At 59.9% G+C, this 20,935-nt stretch carries 17 protein-coding genes; 5 read left to right on the top strand and 12 right to left on the bottom strand.

Annotated elements, in window-relative coordinates:
• Nucleotides 1-64: 64 nt before the first annotated feature.
• The 6 genes from HKD27_RS10385 to hrcA form a co-directional block, all read right to left on the bottom strand.
• On the bottom strand, nucleotides 65-490 hold the full coding sequence (locus HKD27_RS10385; RefSeq protein ID WP_011252841.1) for a biopolymer transporter ExbD: 426 nt from the start codon (nucleotides 488-490) through the stop codon (nucleotides 65-67).
• Between the two features lie 4 nt (nucleotides 491-494).
• Nucleotides 495-1,595, bottom strand: coding sequence for a MotA/TolQ/ExbB proton channel family protein (locus HKD27_RS10380; RefSeq protein ID WP_194264958.1), 1,101 nt, complete (start codon nucleotides 1,593-1,595; stop codon nucleotides 495-497).
• A 137-nt stretch (nucleotides 1,596-1,732) separates the two neighbouring features.
• A complete protein-coding gene (locus HKD27_RS16705; protein WP_011252839.1) occupies nucleotides 1,733-2,401 on the bottom strand; it encodes an energy transducer TonB in 669 nt (222 codons plus the stop codon).
• Nucleotides 2,402-2,790: 389 nt separating this feature from the next.
• Nucleotides 2,791-3,922 (bottom strand): peptide chain release factor 2 gene (prfB, locus tag HKD27_RS10370; RefSeq protein WP_155723182.1). Its coding sequence is split into 2 segments (ribosomal slippage): nucleotides 2,791-3,852 and nucleotides 3,854-3,922, totalling 1,131 coding nucleotides; the frame shifts between segments, so codons are not numbered across the junction.
• 59 nt (nucleotides 3,923-3,981) lie between these two features.
• Nucleotides 3,982-6,642, bottom strand: a complete 2,661-nt coding sequence (locus tag HKD27_RS10365; protein ID WP_194689380.1) for a penicillin-binding protein 1A — start codon at nucleotides 6,640-6,642, stop codon at nucleotides 3,982-3,984.
• 103 nt (nucleotides 6,643-6,745) lie between these two features.
• Nucleotides 6,746-7,816: a heat-inducible transcriptional repressor HrcA gene (gene hrcA / locus HKD27_RS10360; RefSeq protein WP_194689381.1), complete on the bottom strand. Its 1,071-nt coding sequence runs from the start codon at nucleotides 7,814-7,816 to the stop codon at nucleotides 6,746-6,748.
• An 82-nt stretch (nucleotides 7,817-7,898) separates the two neighbouring features.
• Here hrcA and rph point away from each other — a divergent pair, with 82 nt between their 5' ends.
• The 4 genes from rph (at nucleotide 7,899) to HKD27_RS10340 (ending at nucleotide 12,499) form a co-directional block, all read left to right on the top strand.
• Complete coding sequence (gene rph / locus HKD27_RS10355) at nucleotides 7,899-8,621, top strand: ribonuclease PH (RefSeq protein WP_194689382.1); 723 nt, start codon at nucleotides 7,899-7,901, stop codon at nucleotides 8,619-8,621.
• Complete coding sequence (gene rdgB / locus HKD27_RS10350; protein ID WP_194689493.1) at nucleotides 8,621-9,226, top strand: RdgB/HAM1 family non-canonical purine NTP pyrophosphatase; 606 nt, start codon at nucleotides 8,621-8,623, stop codon at nucleotides 9,224-9,226. Before rph ends, rdgB begins: the two co-directional genes overlap by 1 nt.
• A 181-nt stretch (nucleotides 9,227-9,407) precedes the next feature.
• Nucleotides 9,408-10,772: a hypothetical protein gene (locus HKD27_RS10345; protein WP_194689383.1), complete on the top strand. Its 1,365-nt coding sequence runs from the start codon at nucleotides 9,408-9,410 to the stop codon at nucleotides 10,770-10,772.
• 503 nt (nucleotides 10,773-11,275) lie between these two features.
• On the top strand, nucleotides 11,276-12,499 hold the full coding sequence (locus HKD27_RS10340) for a cation:proton antiporter (protein WP_194689384.1): 1,224 nt from the start codon (nucleotides 11,276-11,278) through the stop codon (nucleotides 12,497-12,499).
• 7 nt (nucleotides 12,500-12,506) lie between these two features.
• Here the strand turns inward: HKD27_RS10340 and HKD27_RS10335 are convergent, their stop codons facing one another.
• Nucleotides 12,507-13,886, bottom strand: coding sequence for an amidohydrolase family protein (locus HKD27_RS10335; protein ID WP_194689385.1), 1,380 nt, complete (start codon nucleotides 13,884-13,886; stop codon nucleotides 12,507-12,509).
• Between the two features lie 120 nt (nucleotides 13,887-14,006).
• Entirely contained in the window at nucleotides 14,007-15,824 is a 1,818-nt protein-coding gene (locus HKD27_RS10330; protein ID WP_228518452.1) for an ABC transporter ATP-binding protein, read from the bottom strand.
• Between the two features lie 167 nt (nucleotides 15,825-15,991).
• Here HKD27_RS10330 and nth point away from each other — a divergent pair, with 167 nt between their 5' ends.
• Nucleotides 15,992-16,690, top strand: coding sequence for an endonuclease III (gene nth / locus HKD27_RS10325; RefSeq protein ID WP_194689387.1), 699 nt, complete (start codon nucleotides 15,992-15,994; stop codon nucleotides 16,688-16,690).
• On the opposite strand, the gene HKD27_RS10320 is transcribed toward nth, so the two are convergent.
• From HKD27_RS10320 to HKD27_RS10305, 4 genes are all read right to left on the bottom strand, one after another.
• Nucleotides 16,687-17,196, bottom strand: a complete 510-nt coding sequence (locus HKD27_RS10320) for a hypothetical protein (RefSeq protein WP_194689388.1) — start codon at nucleotides 17,194-17,196, stop codon at nucleotides 16,687-16,689. The two genes, nth and HKD27_RS10320, sit on opposite strands and share 4 nt — an antisense overlap.
• Before the next feature lie 64 nt (nucleotides 17,197-17,260).
• A complete protein-coding gene (locus HKD27_RS10315) occupies nucleotides 17,261-19,462 on the bottom strand; it encodes a ComEC/Rec2 family competence protein (RefSeq protein ID WP_370544262.1) in 2,202 nt (733 codons plus the stop codon).
• A 59-nt stretch (nucleotides 19,463-19,521) separates the two neighbouring features.
• Entirely contained in the window at nucleotides 19,522-20,244 is a 723-nt protein-coding gene (locus HKD27_RS10310) for an NADPH-dependent F420 reductase (RefSeq protein ID WP_194689389.1), read from the bottom strand.
• A complete protein-coding gene (locus tag HKD27_RS10305; RefSeq protein ID WP_062496207.1) occupies nucleotides 20,241-20,828 on the bottom strand; it encodes a hypothetical protein in 588 nt (195 codons plus the stop codon). The genes HKD27_RS10310 and HKD27_RS10305 overlap by 4 nt, the downstream gene beginning before the upstream one ends.
• Nucleotides 20,829-20,935: the final 107 nt, after the last annotated feature.

The raw sequence follows: 20,935 nt of genomic DNA, 5'->3' as shown, positions 1-20,935 counted from the left end.
TTCTCCAAAAGGGTGACGTGAAAGCAGGAACGGGCCGTTTCGTTCAAAACGGCCCGACACGACCTCAGTTCGAGTGAGGCTGCTCGGTAATGAAGTCCACGTGGGCGATCCCTGCTTCCTGGCAGGTTGCAACCACCTGGCCGACTGCCAGATACTTGGCAGCCTGGTCACCGCGGATCTGGATCTGCGGCTGCGGCTTTTTCTTTGCCGCCTCGACGAGGCGGTTCAGAAGTTCGGTGTGGTTCGGGACGAGTGTCGTGTCCCAGAACACCTGGCCGTTCGCATTCACGGCCAGGACAACATTGCCCGGTTTGGTCTGTGTCGGCTGATTGGCATCAACCGGCAGCTTGACCTTCACCGTATGCGTGGCGACGGGGATGGTGATCAGAAAGATGATCAGCAGCACCAGCATGACGTCGACGAGGGGGGTGGTGTTGATTGCCGACACCACCTCGTCGTCACCGCCGCCTCCTCCGACGTTCATTCCCATGGTATCAGACCCGCTCGCTGGTGGTGATGGTGGTTGGGACGGCCATGCCGCCCTCGCTCGGAGCAACACCGTGACGGAAGCCGCCGATCAGGACGGACTGGATGTCAGCAGCGAAGTTGCGGACACGATCCATGGCTCCCTTGTTGCGACGGACGAGCAGGTTGTAACCCAGCACGGCCGGAACAGCGGTCGCAAGACCGATGGCCGTCATGATGAGGGACTCACCAACCGGACCAGCAACCTTATCGATGGACGCCTGGCCGGAGATGCCGATGGCCGTCAGGGCGTGATAGATACCCCAGACCGTACCGAACAGACCAACGAACGGAGACGTGGAACCCACCGTACCAAGGAAGGCGAGGCCGCCCTGCATGCGGGTGTTGATGGTGTCGACCGAGCGCGAGATGGACATTTCGGTCCAGGACGGCAGATCGATCGAGTCACGCATTGAGCCTTCGTGGTGCTCTGCGGCCACAATGCCCGTCTCGGCGATGTAACGGAACGGGGAAGACGGCTTCAGGGCAGCGGCACCGTCGTGAACGGACGGCTTGGTCCAGAACTCACGGGCAGCTTCCTTGGATGCCGCGAACAGACGGCCTTGCTCCAGGAACTTCATGACCATGATGATCCAGGTACCAGCGGACATGATGACCATGATGATCAGGACGCCACGGGCAATCGCGTCACCATTCGCCCACAGGGCGCCAAGGCCGTACGGGTTACCCTGCGGAGCAGGAGCTTCCGGCGTTGCAGTTGCACTCTCGCCCGGCGTTGCGGCCGCGGCAGGAGATTCGTCGGCCGGAGCCGTTGCCGGAGCTGTGCTGTCGGAAGGAGCGGCTCCTGCCGGAGCGCCTGCATCGTTCGGTGCGGCAGCAGCAGGGGCGCCAGCCGGATCAGCGGACGTCGTCGGGCTGGCCGGGTTGGAAGAGGGATCCACCGGAGCCGCTGCGGGAGCGCTCTGGTCGGCCGGAGCCGGCTGGGCGAAAGCGACAGCCGGTGCAACGGCACCGGAAGCCAGGGCCAGCGTCAGAGCCAGTGCGCTGGCCCGGACGGCACGCGCCTTCGTCGGAACGGCAAGGGCAGGAAGGCGGAACAGTCTGGTCATGAACTCCATATCCTCGTTAGAGATGCCCGTTTTCGGAGCTTTCTGGGTTGTCGGCCATATGGAGACCGGCCCTTTTCTGAGCCCTGCCAGGCTTGGAGAACCTGACAGGGCAATTCTGTTTGACGGCAATCGAAAGATCAGTCGTCGCCCATCGTAAAGTCGATGTGCAGCACGTGATGATGCTCTGTTACCGGAGCGCCGTTCACGACGGCGGGCTGGTAACGGGCCCGACGAAGGAAGTCGAGCGCACTTTCCACGAACTCATGGCCACCGCTTGAGCTCACAATGGTGCAGTTCGCCGTCTTGCCTGTCGGAAGAATGTCACACGATGCGGTCACATGACCCTCGCGATTTTCTTCCATGGCTTCGTCTGGATAGACGGCCTGTGCGCCGTTGATCGGTCGCGCACCTGCCGAATGGTCGGGAACTGCGTCAGCGGGCGGCCCCTGCGGCGGAGCCGGAACAGGCTCTGGCGACGGAGTCGGGCTGGGCGGCACCGGATGCGGCGGCTTGACATGCGTAACCCGCTGGACCGCCTTCGGCGGCGGCGGAACGCTGATCTTCGGCGGCGGAATGTACGGCGGTGGCGGCTGTTCCATCTGCGGCGGCGGTGGTGGCGGCGGCGGCGGTGGCGGCTTGGGCTGTTCCTTGATGACTTCCGTCTTGATAGGCGGCTTTTCCTGGACCAGCTTGCTCACGGCACCGCTCATGAGCGCATAGATCACGGCGCCCATAGCCAGCACGGCCACGACGATCGCGACAATGTAGTCTGTCGGCTTGCGCTGCTGTGCGGCGTAGCTCTTCATGTCGAAACCTTCTTACCCCTCACTGACACCGGCGTTGATCCACATCTGCCGGGTGCGGTGCCCCCGATTTCTGTGTTTCCATCGGGTTCCCTCACCGCAGACCCATAAAATGCGTCACATGCTTTGAGAACATACCCGATATGCTGATTGGGCAGTCTAACCCGCATGCTGTCAAGCGGGTTATTGCCTTTATCGAAACGATTTTTTCATAATGACGACATATTCTTTGGTTCTGGATGCCTCCGTGCAACCAAAAATATCGCAGGCAATTACGGTAGCGCAATTTCACTCTGCGGTAGTGTGACAGATTTCAGAAAAAAGGGCGCCAGAACAGGATCCCTGCTCCGACGCCCCAAAGAAATCTGATTACAGCCCCTCTTTCCTCTACCTCACTGGGCCGAAGCACTGGCCTCGGAGCGGGTCGCTCCCACACTCTGGGCCAGAGAGGCCGACATGAAGTCGTCCAGGGCCCCATCGAGCACGGCGCCCGGGTTCCCCTTCTCCACTCCCGTCCTCAGGTCCTTGACCAGCTGGTAAGGCGCCAGGACGTAGGAACGGATCTGGTGTCCCCAGCCGATATCGGTCTTTGAGGCCTCTGTCTGGGCTGCCGCGGCCTCACGCTTCTGAAGCTCCGCCTCGTACATGCGGGCCCGCAGCATTTCCATGGCCTTGGCACGGTTACGATGCTGCGAACGGTCCGTCTGACAGGCCACCACGATTCCGGTGGGGATATGAGTAATCCGGATCGCCGAATCCGTCTTGTTGACGTGCTGTCCACCCGCACCGGACGCCCGGAACGTATCGACACGCAGATCCGAATCGTTGATGTCGATCTCGATCGAATCATCCACGACCGGATAGACCCACACAGACGCGAACGACGTCTGGCGACGGGCCGCCGCATCGAACGGTGAGATCCGGACCAGACGGTGCACGCCGGCTTCAGTCTTGAGCCAGCCATAGGCGTTCGCACCACTCACCTGAATGGTGGCGGACTTGATGCCGGCCTGCTCGCCTTCGCTGCCTTCGATGAAGGTGACCTTGTAGCCATGCTGCTCGGCCCAGCGCGTGTACATGCGCAGGAGCATCTCGGCCCAGTCCTGGGCTTCCGTGCCACCGGCGCCCGCATTCACTTCGACGTAGCAGTCATTGCTGTCCGCTTCGCCCGAGAGCAGGCTTTCGATTTCGCGCTTGCGAACGTCCTCGGCAATGGCGCGCAGGGTCTGGACGGCGTCCTGGACGAGACTTTCGTCCCCTTCCATTTCCGCCAGTTCAACCAGTTCGAGCGTGCCTTCGACCTCGGATTCGATCCGCTGGACACCTTCGATCTGGTTCGCCAGCGTTGTCCGCTCGCGCATCAGCTTCTGGGCAGCGTCCGCGTCATTCCACAGGTCGGGGTCTTCAACGCGGTGATTCAGTTCCGCGAGGCGTGTTGTTGCGACATCCCAGTCAAAGATGCCTCCTCAGCAGTGCCACCGACTGCTTGATCTGCTCTGAAAGGGCCTCGGTTTCGGCCGACATAATGTCCTCCACTGAAAGGGCGGCCTGTCACCGCCCCATTCGGTCTGTTCTGGTGCGTCTTAGTATAGGCCACCCACGCCAATGTCACCATCAGACGGAGCAGGTTTCTGGGCCTGTCCCGGAGCGGAAGCCGTGCCGCTTCCGGGGGCGGCTCCGGCCATTCCCCCACCCTGACCGGGTGTCTGGGCCATATCGCTTTCGGAATCCGAAATCACGCTGTCGGCACCCGTATCGGCGGCGGTCAGGGCTTCCGTGCCTGCACCGAAGCCATGCAGCTCCACGGAAGCGCCCGGAACCTGATCGGTCTTGAAGCCATCCACCGCGGAGATGCGTCCCGTATCGTAGCTGGCCAGCGTGATGCCGTCAGGCACCCGGAAATCCAGCTTCGGACGGCTGGCGAGGGCAACCTTCATGATCCGGTTCCAGATCGGGCCAGCCACGCGGCCGCCATCCGAATTGCGACCCAGCGTCTGAGGCGTGTCGAAACCGACCCAGACAACCGTGACGATATCGGGCGAGAAGCCGGCGAACCAGGCGTCATGGAAATCCTGACTGGTGCCCGTCTTTCCTGCGATAGGACGGTCAATGCCCACGCCTGCCATGCGGCCGGTCCCGCGGGCGATCACGTCCTGCATCATCTGCACGATCTGGAACGTGCTCTGCTCACTGGCAAGAACCGGCCGCACATCCGTCAGGGCCGGAACGGCCACGCTGCCCGGCGGTGGAGCCGCAGGCGTTGCGGAAGGGGGTGTGGGGGCTGTCACCGGGACTGGCGGCGTCGTGCCATCCGCGGGAGCAGGCAGTTCGGTAGGAGGAGCCTGCATGGCAGTGCCAAGCTTCAGGCCACCCGCCTGCCACAGAACAGTGCCAGCACGGTCCTGGATGTCGTCCACGAGGGTCGGGGTGACGATATGGCCGCCATTGGCGATCGTAGCGTAGGCCGCAGCCTCACGCATGACAGTCGTTTCGACAGCACCAAGAGCGGCAGGCAGCACATGGGGCATCTGCTCCACCAGACCGGCCCGGATAGCCGTATCGGCCACAGCCTTCATGCCGAGATGGGCGGCCACGCGGATCGTCACGAGGTTGCGGCTTTCGCGCAGCGCATCATGCAGCGTCGTGGGGCCCCAGTTGTCGTGTTCGTAGTTCTGAGGATGCCAGTCGCCATAAGAAACAGGCGAATCGTCGAAGCGCTCGGAGGGGGAAATCCCCTTTTCCATGGCAGCCAGATAGACGAACGGCTTGAAGGACGATCCAGGTTGACGCAGAGCCTGTGTCACACGGTTGAACTGACTTTCATGGAACGACCAGCCGCCAACCATCGCCAGAACGCGACCCGTGTGGACGTCCAGCGTGACAGCGGCACCTTCGACCTGCGGGATCTGGCGCAGCGCTGCGGAGCCGCCTTCCTGCGGTTCGATCATGATGACGTCACCGGCCCGAAGCGGATGCATCCGGCGCGCCCAGGCAATATCCGTCGCAAGAAGTGCGCCCTTGCGGGCCGTTCCTTCCTCGATCCAGCCCACATGCGTGCCGCCAGGCAGCACGACCGCCAGCCGCCATTCCCGCAGCATACCGCCCGGAGGCGTGACGTGATCGAGAACGCTTTCCCAGCCGTCATCCTGAATGTCCGGCAGGTTGCGCAGAGGCCCCCGCCAGCCGCCATGAACGCGGTCGTAATTCATCAGGCCTTCATGCAGAAGACGCGTCTCGGTGACCTGAAGGCTCTGGTCGAGGCTGGTATGGACTTCCAAACCGCCCTGCGCCGCGCGCTCCTGCCCATACTGGGCAATGAGCTGACGGCGGACTTCCTCGCCGAACCATTCAGAATCCGGCAAAGGGCCGAAACGCTGCTTCTGCTGCGGGACCAGAGGCTCCTGCTTTTCCTGATCAGCCTGCTGACGGGTCAGCACGCCGGCTTCGACCATCAGATCCAGCACGAGGTTGCGGCGCGCCATCGCGGCCTGCGGGTGCAGGAAGGGATTATAATTCGTCGGAGATTTGGGAAGAGCAGCCAGTGAGGCCGCCTCGGCATCATCAAGCTGATCAAGCGGCTTGTTGAAATAGCTCTGGGCGGCGGCAGCGACACCATAGGCGCCGTTCCCAAGATAGATGCCGTTCAGGTAGATTTCGAGAATCTTGTCCTTGGACAGCACCTGCTCCATTTTCATGGCGAGCAGGGCTTCCTTGATCTTGCGGTCGAAGCTCAGGACATTGCTGTTGAGCAGCATGACCTTCGCAACCTGCTGGGTAATGGTCGAAGCCCCCAGCGGACGGCGACCATGACGCGCGAAGATGTCCGTCAGGCCCGCACGGCCGATCGCCATGAAATCCACGCCGCCATGGGTGTAGAAATTATGGTCTTCGGTCGCGATGAAGGCATTCTTCACACGCTCGGGGATGGCGTTGATCGGCACGAAGATCCGGCGCTCGTTCGCCAGTTCCGCCATCAGCCGGTCATCGGAAGCATAGATGCGACTGACGGTCGGCGGCTGATAGGCGCGCAGGCTGTCCACGCTGGGCAGATCCGCTACCAGCTTGGCATAGGTCGTCCAGCCCAGAACTCCTGCCCCGGCAATCCCCACCAGCCCTACACCGGCGATGATCGCCAGCGACTGCCGATAGCGGCGGAAGCGTGGGGGACGGGGCGGCGTGGCGCCAGGACCCTGTGGATTGCCAGAGCCCCGGGGATTACGGGAGCGGAAGGAACGTCGCGTCATGGCCTCTGCATAGCATTGTTCCGCATCCGCCGTCGCCCCCGTCTAAAAGGGTCATTTCATGACAAAGATGCAGGGCTGAAAAAGGCGGAATTTCCGCATTCCATCACCCAAGCAGACGCCCGACCATCCGCGCGGTGTAGTCTACGACCGGCACGATCCGCCCGTAGTTCAGACGGGTTGGGCCGATCACGCCAATGGCACCCACGATCTTCTGGGCCTCGTTGCGGGCCGGGGCCACGATCATGGACACACCCGACATACCGAACATGCCACTTTCGCGCCCGATATAGATCCGCACCCCTTCGGACGCATCGGCCAGTTGCAGAAGCTGGAGCATGGTCTCTTGCGTCTCGAGATGATCGAACAGCATCCGGATGGTGGTCAGGCGTTCGATCTCGGTGATGTCAGCCAGCAGCTTCCCCTGCCCTTTCACGAACAGCGTCCCCCCATCCGCATCCCATGTCGCCAACCCGCTCTCGATCACGCTTGCAGTCAGCGCATCCAGTTCGTGACGGCTGGCATCCATTTCCGTCCGGACCCGTTCGCGAAGATTGCCGAGCGTCAGGTCCCCGAGACGGGAATTGAGGTAGTTCCCGGCCTCGACCAGCGCTGAAGGCGGAACACCGGGTGGCGTCTCAATAATGCGGTTCTCCACCTGCCCGTCAGAACCGACCAGAATAACCAGCACCCGCCCCGGACCCAGCGCCACGAACTCGATATGCTTGAGGGTCGCGTCCGATTTTGGCGCGAGAACCAGTCCGGCAGCCGAAGACAGGCCCGACAGCAGGGACGACGCTTCGGAAAGAATGTCCTGATAGGAGCGCCCATGGATATCGAGGCGGCTGTCAATGCTCGCGCGGTCTTCTTCCGTCAGGGAACTGAACTGGAGCAGACCATCCACGAACAGGCGCACGCCTTTTTCGGTAGGCAGCCGTCCGGCCGAGACATGGGGGCTGAACAGCAGTCCGGCACGGGCCAGTTCCGCCATGACATTGCGGATGGTAGCCGGGGACAGGCTGGGTTGCAGGCGCTGGGCGAGGGTCTGGCTGCCGATGGGTTCGCCGGTTTCAACATATTCCTCGACGATTTCCCGCAGGATCGCAGCTTCACGATCTCCCAGACCGTGGGGCATCGGGATGGAGGGGCGGAACAGGGGAGGCAGGGGTCGCATCATGGTAAAACCAACTGTCGGGGCTGGATGCCTTCACGTCAAACGCGGTAGAGGCGGCACATATTCTGCCACAGGATCTTTTTACATGACTGACACCGCAGGCAAGCGTCCTTCAGGACGTGCGCCGGACGAAAACCGCACTGTTTCGATCGAAACCGGCTTTGCCCACCACGCCGAGGGCTCGGCCCTCATCCGCGTCGGCGGGACGGAAGTCCTGTGCACGGCCACGATCGAAGACCGCGTGCCGCCCTTCCTGCGCAACAAGGGACAGGGCTGGATCACGGCGGAATACGGGATGCTCCCGCGCGCAACACACAGCCGGGGCCAGCGCGAGGCGGCCAAGGGCAAGCAGTCCGGCCGAACGCAGGAAATCCAGCGCCTGATCGCACGTTCGCTGCGCGCCTGCGTGGATCTGAAAAAAATCGGCGAGCGAACCATCACGCTCGACTGCGACGTGCTGAATGCGGATGGCGGAACGCGCTGTGCGTCCATTACAGGCGCCTGGGTGGCACTTTCCCTGGCGCTGAAAAAAGCCAAGCGGTCGCAGGCTCTGACGGCGCAGGTCGCGGCTGTCTCCTGCGGACTGACGGATGCCGGATCCGTGCTGGATCTGGATTACATCGAGGACAGCAGCGCGCAGGCCGATACGAATTTCGTCCTGACGGCGGATGGTGGCATCATCGAAATCCAGGGGACGGCCGAGGACAAGCCGTTTCAGGAAAGCGAATTCTTCGAACTTCTGCGGCTGGCAAAGCTCGGCACGGCCCGACTGTTCGAAGCCCAGAACAAGGCGCTGGAGACTGCATGATGCGTACACTTCCCCGTGGTTCAAAGATCGTGCTTGCCAGCCACAATGCCGGCAAGCTCCGCGAGTTCTCCACCCTGCTGGCCGAAAGCGGAATCACCGTAATCTCGGCCGCAGAACTGGATCTGCCCGAGCCGGAAGAAACGGAAGAGACCTTCACCGGCAATGCCGCCATCAAGGCACTGGCCGCAGCCCGGGCTTCCGGGCTACCCGCCCTGGCGGATGATTCCGGGTTCTGCGTTTCAGCGCTGGACAACCGTCCGGGCGTCTATTCCGCCCGCTGGGGCGGCCCGACCAAGGACATGCAGGTTGCGATGGCGCGCGTGCACCGGGAGATGGGCGATAATCCGGATCACCGGGCGTTTTTCGTCGCCGCACTCTGTCTGGCCTGGCCTGATGGCGAAACGCGGACCGTGCAGGGCGAATGTCACGGCACAGTCGTCTGGCCACCAAGAGGCGAACATGGACATGGGTATGACCCGATGTTCGTACCGGAGGGCGAAAGCCGGACGTTCGCGGAAATGACGGAAGCCGAAAAGAACGCCATCAGTCATCGCGGTCGGGCCTTGAGGGCATTCATAAACACCTGTTTGGAAGACAGTGTTTAATCCTTTTCCCTTCAGGGCGTTCCTGACTCAGCCTGTATCATAACTCCGATGTCATCGCTGAATACCTGCACGCCCCTAAATGAAGGATTCACCCTTTCATTCTTTATATACCCAAAAAAAACAGCTACATGGAAATCAAACACCCCCCGTTACGTTCTTTAATGCACGAGAATTAAATTCCATGAAAACGGCAATTCTTTTCAAGACTCATATATGGAACAATATTGTTGAGAAAAATTTTCTATTATGCAAAAAAAATAGCCATTCTTCAGATATATTCATTGTTATAGACTCCGAAACAGGAGACATAATTCCCAGGAATTATCAACTTGAGGAGAGAATATTTCTTGCCCCGTACTCAAGAATAGATGATATAGGACTTGAATATGGCATGGATGAAAAAAGATCTGGGTACTGGTATAATGGAGACTATCACCAGAATTTATTTATATTATCGCACCCCGGTTATGATTATATATGTACCATTGAAAATGATGTCGCCGTTCATGCACCATTAGATGATATATTTCTAAAAATGAATAGAAATAATTTAGACGTTATATATCATCCTCAAACTCAAGTAAATTCTCAATGGAGTCACCTGGAAGGTAGTGTAGGGTATACAGATATTGAAAAATACGTTCATAAAGGTCTCTTTTGTATCTCCTTTTTCTCTCAAAAGGCAGCTTTTTATATTTTGCGCCGCCGTTTGGAAATGTCCCATTTAAAACGAAAGAAGAATCTTTCTACATGGCCAATTGGCGAAAGTGTAATGATACATGAACCCCTACAAGCAGGCATGAATGTTGATAGCCTTATTAATTATTGTGACCATTTAGATATGTATGATTGGGCTCCATGCTATCTGGAATGCGAGGAACAAAATACAAAAGGAAAGACCTTCATTCACCCAGTAACGAATATTGATGGGAAATTTATTAACTCAAATTTTTATCAAGATTATCATTCCCTATTTTCAGAAAAAGAAGTAATAGAAGGAATTTCTCGCAAAAGAGCAAAAGTCATAAAAGATTTAGAAATATATAGTCGACTATTTAATTCCGTACACGTTCGCTGGTCTAAAGACCGTTGGGAGCCAATCTTGCAAGATGCAGAGCAGGTTCTTGACAATCGGTCTAAACGGATTATTGGAGGAAAAAATTATTTAAGCCATCACAATATTAACATTCAAACCAATCGCAATGTTGAACAAATCAGCGACATTTTCACTTCCACTCTTCCCAACTGGGACAATCAAAATGCAATACTCATACAGCCAAATGAAATTATAAACATATCCCTTGAATCAAATAACAAATCTCTTACTGCAATAATTGGAACAGAGCAACCCGAGGCATTAGACAATATATCTGCTTTTTTGCCTGACAGAACGCCATTAAATATTTCTTGTGAAGGAAATTGGAGAAAAATGTTTTTTTTCAGCTTTAATATTCCCTTCGGGGAAAAAATATTTCATGTAAAATCCATAAATAATAATCTATTACTACATTCAATGCGAGTGATTGATAATCCAATTGGCCTTTGACGGACGTCAATAAATAGATTCTGTTAACCAAAGGTCTTTGCGGATTGTGCTGAGTGCTCTTCGAAGACAGCCTTTCGCGGAGACCTATGGAGGTGCCGCAACCTGACGAGCGGCGGGTCGCAACCCGCTACGACAAGATTCTCGAATGTCTTCTTCTTAGGCATCTGCCTCGCAGCAACCGTTATGTTCTGGCTATGAGTCCTGAGCCTAAATCGTGACGGTCTGACGCCTGTCTTCTGACAGACAGTCCACTTTCATTTAGCCCCTCACAAAATTTACATCAGAATTTCAATAGAAAAAAATCTAATATTAAACAGTATTTATGGAAATGTTAGTCTCACACATTACCCCAAAAACCCTTTTATTAAAAAAATGACCATTATTTTAACATTATGTTTTAATTATTAAGAATTTTTATATTTTGTTGCTGTTTTGTTATTGGTTTTCGTTAAACCCATGTTTCGTGTTACCCTTCATACAATTGAAACAAAAAAGGGATCGTCATGGGGAATGTGACAGCGCTGTTTGCGGATGCATTTATATTTGTCCTTATTCCGTGGGGACTGTGGCAGCTGCTCAGACGCTCCATTCCGATTGCCATCCTGCCCATTCTGGTCGGCATTCTTCTGGCGGTCCTGCATTTTCCAGCCTCGACCATTGGTATTCCTTCGCTTTACGGCGATTACATCGGCTGGCTGGCCGTTCTGGTTCTGGCGTTCACGGCGGGACTGGAGATGTGGCAGAACCCCACCCACGCTCCCGAGGCCGCAAATCTGCCCTCCCCGACGCTGGGTCGTCTTCTGTGCGGCGCACTGGTAGCGCTGGGAATTCCGTTTGTTATCGGGACCATTCTGGTCAAGCTGTTCTTCCTGCCGCTGCATGGCTGGCAGGCACCCCATGGCAATGGCTGGATCGGAGCCATGTCGATCGGACTGTGCATTTCCGTCAGCGCGCTGCCGGTTCTGATCGGGATCGTGCGCGAACTGGAGCCCGTGTACCGTCCCGTGGGACAGCTTGCGCTGAAACTTGCGGTTGTAGACGATGCCGCGCTCTGGATCGGGCTGGCCATCCTGCAATTTGCAGCACGCGGACCTGACGCCCTGCATGGCTGGACCGGGTTCGAGGGGCTGGCTGTCCTGCTGTTGATCGGCATGGCCTTTCTCAGCAGCTGGGCCACGCGGAATCTGAAAAACCCGCCGATCTGGGTGATCTGGGCGGCCGTCCCAGCCTATCTCGCCGCAGGATCCTGGGCGAGCCATGAACTGGGGCTGCACGAGCTGATCGGCGCTTATTTCGCAGGAGCGCTCATGCCGCCACGCTGGGTGCGCCGCCTGCCGGTCGAAACGGTTGGCACGTTCTCGCTGATCTGGCTGGCTCCGATGTTCTTCGGCCATAGCGGCCTTCGGATCGACGGTGATGCGCTGACCTGGCCGTCGGTCATAGCCTCACTCCTGCTGGTGGTGATCGCCATCGTCACGAAGATCCTGGCCGTCTGGATCTTCCCGCCCGCACCGGGCCTGACGCACCGGCAGGCACTGGGGATCGGCTCGCTGTTGCAGTGCAAGGGGCTGATGGAAATCGTTGCAGCAACCATCCTGCATGCGCATGGCATGATTTCAGAGTTCGCTTTCGCATCCCTGATGGTTCTGGCTGTGATTTCCACGACCCTGACGGGACCGATGTTCCGGCTGGTGTCAGGGCGTTCCCGCCCCCAGACCGCCGGATAACCGTTCCTCAGTTCTTCAAACGCACGGGACCGTGGCTTACAAGCACGCCCCGCTGCCAGACCTGATCGATCTGGTCCACGGCACCAATATTTTCATCAGCATTGCCGTTCACGACCAGCAGATCCGCCCGACGACCCGGCGCAATCACACCACGATCGGACAGATGCAGCAGAGCCGCAGCATTGCCCGTCGCCAGACTGATGGCCTGCACGGGCGACAGTCCAGCCTGCACGGTCAGGTAAAGCTCACGATGCTCGGCAAAGCCGGGAATACGAGTGGGAGCAGCGCCGGAATCCGTACCAAAACCGACTTTCACGCCCGCACGATACAGAACGGCAAGGTTCTTCTGATTAACGGACAGCGCATAATGCGAGGCCTTGGTCAGAGGCTTGGCCATCGTCTCGGCACGCCATTTCGGATCGGTGAACTCGCGGCGCAGGGCTGGATCGATACCCGCCAGCACGAACGGATTGGAGAGCAATTCAGGCTGCTCGGCATAAAGATAGTTCGCTTCATCCAGATCCAGCGTCGCGATATACCACGTTCCCTGACGGAGCATTGCGGCGATCAGATCATGATCAACAGGCTGGTCCCGCACGCCATGGGCAAGGATATCCGCCTTCGAAGCAACGATAGCCTTCGCGACCGCAAGATCATGGATATGGACCGCAACCCGCGTGCCATGCTGATGCGCTTCGTCAATGACAGCCTGATAGATGGCCGGAGGCAGCATCGGATAAGTCTTGCCATCGGGGACGTCATTGCGGAAATCGTCCACCCACAGCTTCACCAGATCCGTATGCTCCGCGATCATCTGGTCCACATCCTTGCGGGCCTCTTCGGGTGTGGTGGGGCGGAAGACCTGATCAGGACCGATCCCCTTGACCATGGCTGCCGGGGGCACACCATCAGGCGCACCAATGCCTTGGTCCACGCCATACAGATCCGCACCCGGATTGCGGCCGTCATGCTGCTCCTGACGCAGCGTATCAAAAAGCGGGGAGCGGTTCAGGCCCAGCGCCGTGACCGTCAGGACGCCGTAATCGGAATACTGCTTCAGGGCCGCAAGAATATTGGCACGGGTATAGTTATCGCGACTAGCCCCCGTTCCTTTCACAAGCCCGACATGGACGTGATCGCTGATGAGGGCGGGCATAAGCGTCTTGCCCGTCAGATCCACATGTCGCGCCTTGGCCGGAGCAGGAATGCCGACAGAAATGATGGTGCCATTATCAATAACCACCGTCGCGTCCGGCTGTGCCAGGGCGCCCGTTCCATCGATCAGCCGCGCATGCTCAAACGCTACCGGTTCGGCCATCGCGCTCCCTGCACTCAGGGCGGCAGGTGTTGCAAGCAGCAGGGCGGCGAAAGCGGAACGGATGGTCATGCGGCGGTCTCCTGTGTGGCTCCCGTCGGGCATGCATCGTCCGGCCGGGAAAACCCAGTACGAAGGAAACGCTGCCGGACATGAAAGGATGCAAAAACTCCCTCCCTTTCCGCTCCCGTATCAGGCTTCCAGGGACTGAAGCTCAAACAGGCGCCGGTAGATCCCGCCTTCCCGCTCGATCAGCGCGGCATGGGTCCCGTCTTCCTTCAGTTCGCCCTGACTGAAGACCAGAATGCGATCCAGCTCCATGACAGTGGAAAGACGATGCGCCACGACGATGACCGTCCGGTTCTGCATGAGACGGCGCATGGCGTCCTGCACGAGGGATTCGGACTCGGAATCGAGGCTGGACGTCGCTTCGTCAAAGATCAGGATGGGGGCGTCAGCCAGGAAGGCCCGGGCGATGGCGACACGCTGGCGCTCGCCTCCCGAGAGCTTCACGCCACGCTCCCCGACCATGGTTTCGTAACCCTCGGGCAGACGCTCGATGAACGGCGCAGCGTTTGCAAACCGGGCGGCTTCCTCGATTTCCGCACGGCTGGCATCCGGGCGCGCATAGGCAATGTTTTCCGCCAGCGTCCGGTGGAACAGGATCGGCTCCTGCGGGACGATAGCGATGTGTGAGCGCAGGGAGTCCTGCGTGACATGCGCAATATCCTGCCCGTCCACCACGATCCGCCCGCCATTCACATCATAAAGACGCTGCAGCAGCTTGGTCAGCGTCGTCTTGCCCGATCCACTCGGCCCGACAAGCGCCACGCGGGAACCGGGCGCGATATCGATGCTCAGGTCATGATAAAGCGGCTTGGCCTGTCCGGGATACTGGAAGTCCACATGCTCGAACCGGATGGCACCGTGCGGGAAATGGGCCTTCTGCGCATCGGGAGCATCCTGAATGGCGGGATCGCGGCGGAAAATCGCCACCAGCTCCTCCATTTCGTTGACCGACCGCTGCACCTGACTGACCTGCTGCCCCAGATCGCGCAGATAGCCCTGCACGAGAAACATCATCGTCAACACATAGGCCACGTCCCCCGGCCCAGCCTTACCGTCCCACCACAGCCAGACGGCCAGTCCGATCAGCAGCATCCGCATGGCAAGCGACGCCAGAGCCTGAAGATTGGCGCTGTTCGTCCCGCGGATCCAGGTTCTCAGCGTCCGCTCACGCCAGCCGAGAATAATCCTGTCGAGCCGCTCGTCTTCACGATCTTCCGCACCGAACGCCTTGACGACCGGGTTGCAGGTCACGGCATCGGCCATCGCTGCGCCCATTTTCGTATCCCATTCATTGGAAGCACGGGCGGTGGGCGCGACATAGCGCAGGGTCAGGGTGATGGAGAGCCACGCAAACAACACGACCGACAGCGCCAGCACCGATCCCATGAGCGGCGAGCGGAACATCAGGACGGCCGTCGTGCCTCCCAGAACCAGCACCTCAGGCGCAATCAGGAGCAGGAGCGTATCGTCCAGCGTATCAATCGCCCAGATACCGCGGGTCAGCTTGCGGACGGTGGAACCGGCAAAGTTGTTAGCATGCCAGTCCGTCGAGAAGCGCTGCACGCGATCGAAAGCCTGATTGGCAATACGGTGCATAATGGCGAGCGTAAGATGCGAGATCCCGATAAAGGACGAGCGCCGCCCGAACAGCCCTACCAGCCCGAGAACGATCAGTCCCGCAACCATCAGGAATGCATCGTCGCGAAGATGCAGCAGTTCGGCCGTCTGCTGCACGGCAGGGCCTGCGGCATGGCGGGAAATATCATCCACCAGACGGCCTGCCAGAATGGGCGTGCAGACATCGGCCAGCGTGGCCAGACCAACGCCGCCAAGGGTTCTCGACAACAGAAGAGGATGGTGACGCCAGCGACTTGAAACGAAGGAGAGGACTTCCGTGAAGGACACGTCCTGCTTGCGGCCTTCCTTCTGCTGGCGGGTCATGAGGGGGGTAGTATCGGACACAGAATGCTCCGCCGTCTGTCTGCCTGCGAGGTCATGCAGGGCAGGCCACGGTGTGATGGCATGGAATTTTCAGAACTTTGCCGTATCTTGCTGTCTGTCCGGACCGGACGCAACAGCCTGCAAGACATCCCGGTGGAGCCCCTGTCATGACCGATGCCCCCACAACCGCAAGCCGGGCCATGAGCAAGGCGGCCGCGAAAGCCTTCATCACCGCACTGGCCGAGGCTAACCCCAACGCGGAGAGCGAACTGGTGTTCCGCAATCCGTTCGAACTTCTGGTGAGCGTCGTGCTCTCGGCCCAGGCCACGGACAAATCCGTCAACAAGGCGACAAAGGGTCTGTTTGAGGAGGCGCCCGATCCGGCATCCATGGCGGCTCTCGGCGAGGACGGCATTGCCCGGCATATCCGCACCATCGGGCTATGGCGGGCGAAAGCGCATAACGTGGCCCTGCTATGCGAACAGTTGCTGGAGCGTCATGGCGGACAGGTCCCATCCGACCGCGCCTCGCTCGAAGCGCTGGCCGGCGTGGGGCGCAAAACGGCGAATGTCGTGATGAATGTCGCCTTCGGTGCGGATACGATGGCGGTCGATACGCATATCTTCCGCATCGGCAACCGGACCGGCCTGGCACCGGGCAAAACCGTGCGACAGGTCGAGGACGGGCTGGTCGCGCGGATCCCGAAAGACATGCTGCGCCCGGCGCATCACTGGCTGATCCTGCATGGACGCTATGTCTGCAAGGCACGCGCACCGGAATGCTGGCGTTGCCCGGCGACGAAATGGTGCCTCTATCCCGACAAGCGGATGCAGGCCCCGCCGGCACGAAAAGCCGCTGCGACCTAAAGGATCTGGGCTGCTGTCCGGCGAGAGGCCTGATAGGACACGGAATAGACCACGACCGTATTGACGACGCGCATATGCGTCGTGACCGAAAAGCCATTGGCGTTCCAGGTAATCTTTTCCGTCATGAGCGTCCGCACGTCGAACAGCGGTTGGCCGTATTTCTGCCGGACGGCACGCCCCCATTCCTCGGCACAGATCCGGACATCACCGGAATCCGTATCCGTCAGGGCATGGACCTCGACTGAAGCCAGACGCCCACCCAGAAAGTTCACATCCACATTCGACAGGCACGACCCGATCGACGGCCCTTGCATGACATAGCGCGCGAAACCCGCCCGGGGCACCGGCGCAGGAAGCGCCATCATTTCCGGATGGCTGAGCTTTGCTTCCGGCACGCTCATGCCCAGAGCCAGCCCTTCCCAGATCACGGCGGGAGCGGCCTGTGCCGGAACGGCAACCATCAGTGCAAGCGCGAGCAGAACGCCCGTTGCGGGTTTGTAAGCCACGATAGCGGACCTCCTTGTGCGGCGATCCTACAGGGCGATTGCTTTCCAAAAGGTTGAGAGATGCTCACTCAGACTGGGCGAGAGGCAGGTTGGGCATGCCATGCCAGCCCACGGGGGGCACCCAGAGCCGGTTTCCCCGCCAGCTCCGGTCCGACACGACCGTAAGACCCTGCCCTGCAAACACGCTGTAAGCCCCATCCCGCCAGACCGAAAACCGGTCGATGGACGGCACATCCGGGCAGCCTTTCCGCGCGGGCGAGACACTGATGAACAGGCTTACGCCCTCGCACTGCTCCGCAGTCGGCAGCATATTGCCATCCGAAGCATCACGCACACGCAGCAGGACAGTCTGCGCGCCAAAAGACATCCGGCACGGTCCCGACAGACAGTCTGACGGCAGCGGCGCCGTGGGAAGGGCAAGGGCCCGCTGCCAGTCTTCCAGTGTGCGGCGTTGCAGGCTGGAATGAGGCCCGACCAGAAGCACACCCTGACGACGCACGGCCATCAGTCCCGCATCCGGGGAAACGAGAATATCCGGCTTCGGGGCCAGCCAGATTGAGGCCAGCCCGACCGCGATAGGCAGCAGACCAGCAAGGCACACTCGACCTTTCCATAGACACAGGAAACACAGCCCGAGCATGACCAGAAGCAGACCCCAGCCCGGCATGGCTGGCACGGGTTGATGCGCCATCGGAAACGCCGCCACACGCTCCGCCAGAGCCTGAACGATACGGATTCCCATCCCCATGAGCTTCAGGAACGGAGCCTCGGCATGGAACGGCATGGCTACGAGCGCCAGAAGCCCCACCGGCATGATCCAGACAGCCGCAAGCGGCACGGCCACGAGATTCGCCAGTACGAACCAGGGCTGAAGCGCGCCGAAATGCGCCATGCTGACCGGCAGGGTCGCCAGTCCGGCCAGAAGGCTGGTCAGGACAAGCGCGGCACAATGGGATGCGACAACACGATACCACTCCCCCTCGCCCCGCAGGCGCATGAGTGGTTCGCGCAGGGCACCATAACCCGCGATCAGCCCCATCACGGCAGCAAAGGACATCTGGAACGACACATCGACAACCGAGACCGGCGAAACCAGCAGGATCAGAAGCGCCACAATGGACAGCGAGCGCATGGACAGCACACGCCGCCCGGTCACGATGGCCAGCGTCACGATACTGGCCATGCCCAGCGCGCGAAGGCTGGGAAGATGCGCGCCTGTCAGCATCACATACCCCCCCCCGGCCAGCAGTCCGGCAACAGCGGCGATCTGCCGGCACGGCCAGCGCAGGGCGACATATTCAATGGCCGCCAGACCACAGCGCAGCGTCACAATGACAGCCGCCATCACAAGACCCAGATGCAGCCCGGCGACAGCAAGAAGATGCGCCAGCCCCGAAGCGGAAAACGTCTCGCGCGTATGCCGGTCGATGCTCCCCGCCTCTCCCGCCAGAAGCGTCGCGGCAATGGCGGCAGTCTGGTCAGACAGCGCCGCATTGGCGCGCAGAGCCACCGTTTCGCGCAGGGATTCAAGCCAGGACTGGCGGGCGGGGGCGCCTGAAAGGCTGGCCGGTCCGAGCGCATAGCCGCTTCCGGCCAGCCCCGAGAACCAGGCTTCCTGTTGAAGATCCCGACCGCCGGGCCAGGAAGGCGGCGACGGTGCGCGCAGCATGGTGCGGAGGCGGATCGTGCTTCCGGGTTCGGGAAGCAGGTCGTCATCATCGCGCAGACGGATATGCAGCGTCCGGCGTAACGGCGCCATCCCGGCATCGACAGGCGTGTCAAATACAGCATCCGCAAGTGTCACGCGATGGCCGTCATCCTCGTCCTCATTGCGGGGCGGCAGGATTTCCAGCGACTGGACGCGCCCGGTCAGAACCATCGCGTGGGTCGGCAGGGCCGGCATCGGCGGCTGCATCCGGGCCTGAAACGCCAGATCGCCAAACCCGATCGCCGCAGAGAGCAGCGCGAATCCCAGCAGACGCGGAAACAGCCGCTGCCAGCCCCACCAGAAGCAGGCAGCCCCCATCAGGACGGGCAGAACTGTGACAAGCACAACAGACAGGATGGAAGGCTCGAACGGCAGAACCAGATACAGCATGGCCCCGAGCCCCACCGCAACCGGAAGCCAGCAGATCATCTGCCGTCCCTGATCCAGAAAAGACCGGATGAGAGCCGGAGGCGGCGTCGGAACCGGATCGCAGGGTTCTGCACCGGCCAGAAGTTCGGTGGGGTCGAGGTCCGGGACGGAAAGGGTCTCTGTCTTCACGAACAGGATCGTAACGGATTTTCCGGCGGCACGCGCCTCCCGAACGACGGCCTCCCGGATTACGGAAGGTGAAGCGTCTTTTTCAGGCCGGCAGCATCCTGTTCCAGCTCAAAGCCGGGACTGCCCGGCTGAAAGAGTTTTGCAGTGGCGAGATTCCCGGTCACGACAGGCTCGAATCCGGCAGCCCTCACCAACACCTCCACCTGTGACACCGCCCCCGCATCATCTCCCGCAACCGGCACGGCCAACAAAGGGGAAGCACGATGCGCTTCAGAGCGAAGCGTGGTCATGTCGATCGAGTTGAACGCCCGCACCACATGCGCCGAAGGGAAATAACGCTGCGTCGTCACCCCCGCCCCATCCTTCTGCGCGGTCTCTGCAATAGGCCCATCCCGCCACGGATAGGGATTGGACGGATCAAGCACGACCTTGTCCAGCAGCGTCCGACTCAGCTGCGGACCAAGCTGCGGAATGGCGCCATAGGGCACGGCGAGGACAACGACATCTCCGTAGGCCGCCGTCTGCGCCGGGGTTCCGGCTGTGGCGAGCGGGCCCAGCGAGGTGGCCAGTGATTGTGCCTCGGTCAGGGAACGGGCTGAGACCATGACGTGGTAGCCCGCATGAACCCAGAGTTCAGCCAGCGTCATGCCGACATGGCCGGTGCCGATGATGCCGATCCGGGTCTTCTGGGTGCCGGTATCCACAGCAACGGCATTGCTGACGGTGGCCAGACCGGCGAGCGCTGCGAGGAAGGGGCGTCGTCTGAGAGGAAAGGCCGTCATGAAGGATGCCATTCCCGCGCGAGAACACCTGCTGCGCCCTGGACCGGATCAGTCTTCGGGAATGGCAGGCCGTGGATGCGCGCGCGCTGTTCTGCTGTCGGGGCGGCACGAAGGATGTCAAAGGACTGGTTTGGCGGATAGGCGCCTATGACGGTAAAATCTTCGTCCGAGCCGAGATTACAGTGCCCCGTGCCGGCCGGAAGCACGGCGATGTCACCCCCACGCACCTCGACTGTCCGGGCCTTCGGGCCTCCGAGCATCAGGCGTGCGGAACCGTTGGAAAAGCCCAGAACCTCGTGTCCCAGGCTGTGATAGTGGTGAAACGGGTAAACCCCGTTGCGCCACTGCGGCGGCCAGCCGTTATGGGCGAACAGGTCCTCGTACACCGCCTCACGGTCCGGCCCGGCTTCGAGCGCGTTGCGATACACGATGACGGGAAGATCCGGATTGTTCGGAACCCAGTCATTGGCCCGCAGCGTGAAAACGTCCACGCGGGAAGTCGTAGCCCTGGCATGATGGATCCTGCCCTCTCCGAAGGTCAGTCCCAGCCCTGCCAGCAGGGCGTTGAAATCGCGTCGGTTCATTGGAAAGGTACCACCTGCACTATTGAAGGTCAGGATAGGCAGGTTCGACAGAGGGCAGGAAATCACACGCGCTTGAAGAGGCTTAGCTTTTTGTAAGACACGGCGTT

This window comes from Gluconobacter sp. R75690 (genome assembly GCF_015244525.1).
Classification (GTDB): Bacteria; Pseudomonadota; Alphaproteobacteria; order Acetobacterales; family Acetobacteraceae; genus Gluconobacter; species Gluconobacter potus.
Note: the sequence above shows the minus strand (reverse complement) of the source record. Positions and strands in the feature narration are given on the sequence as shown.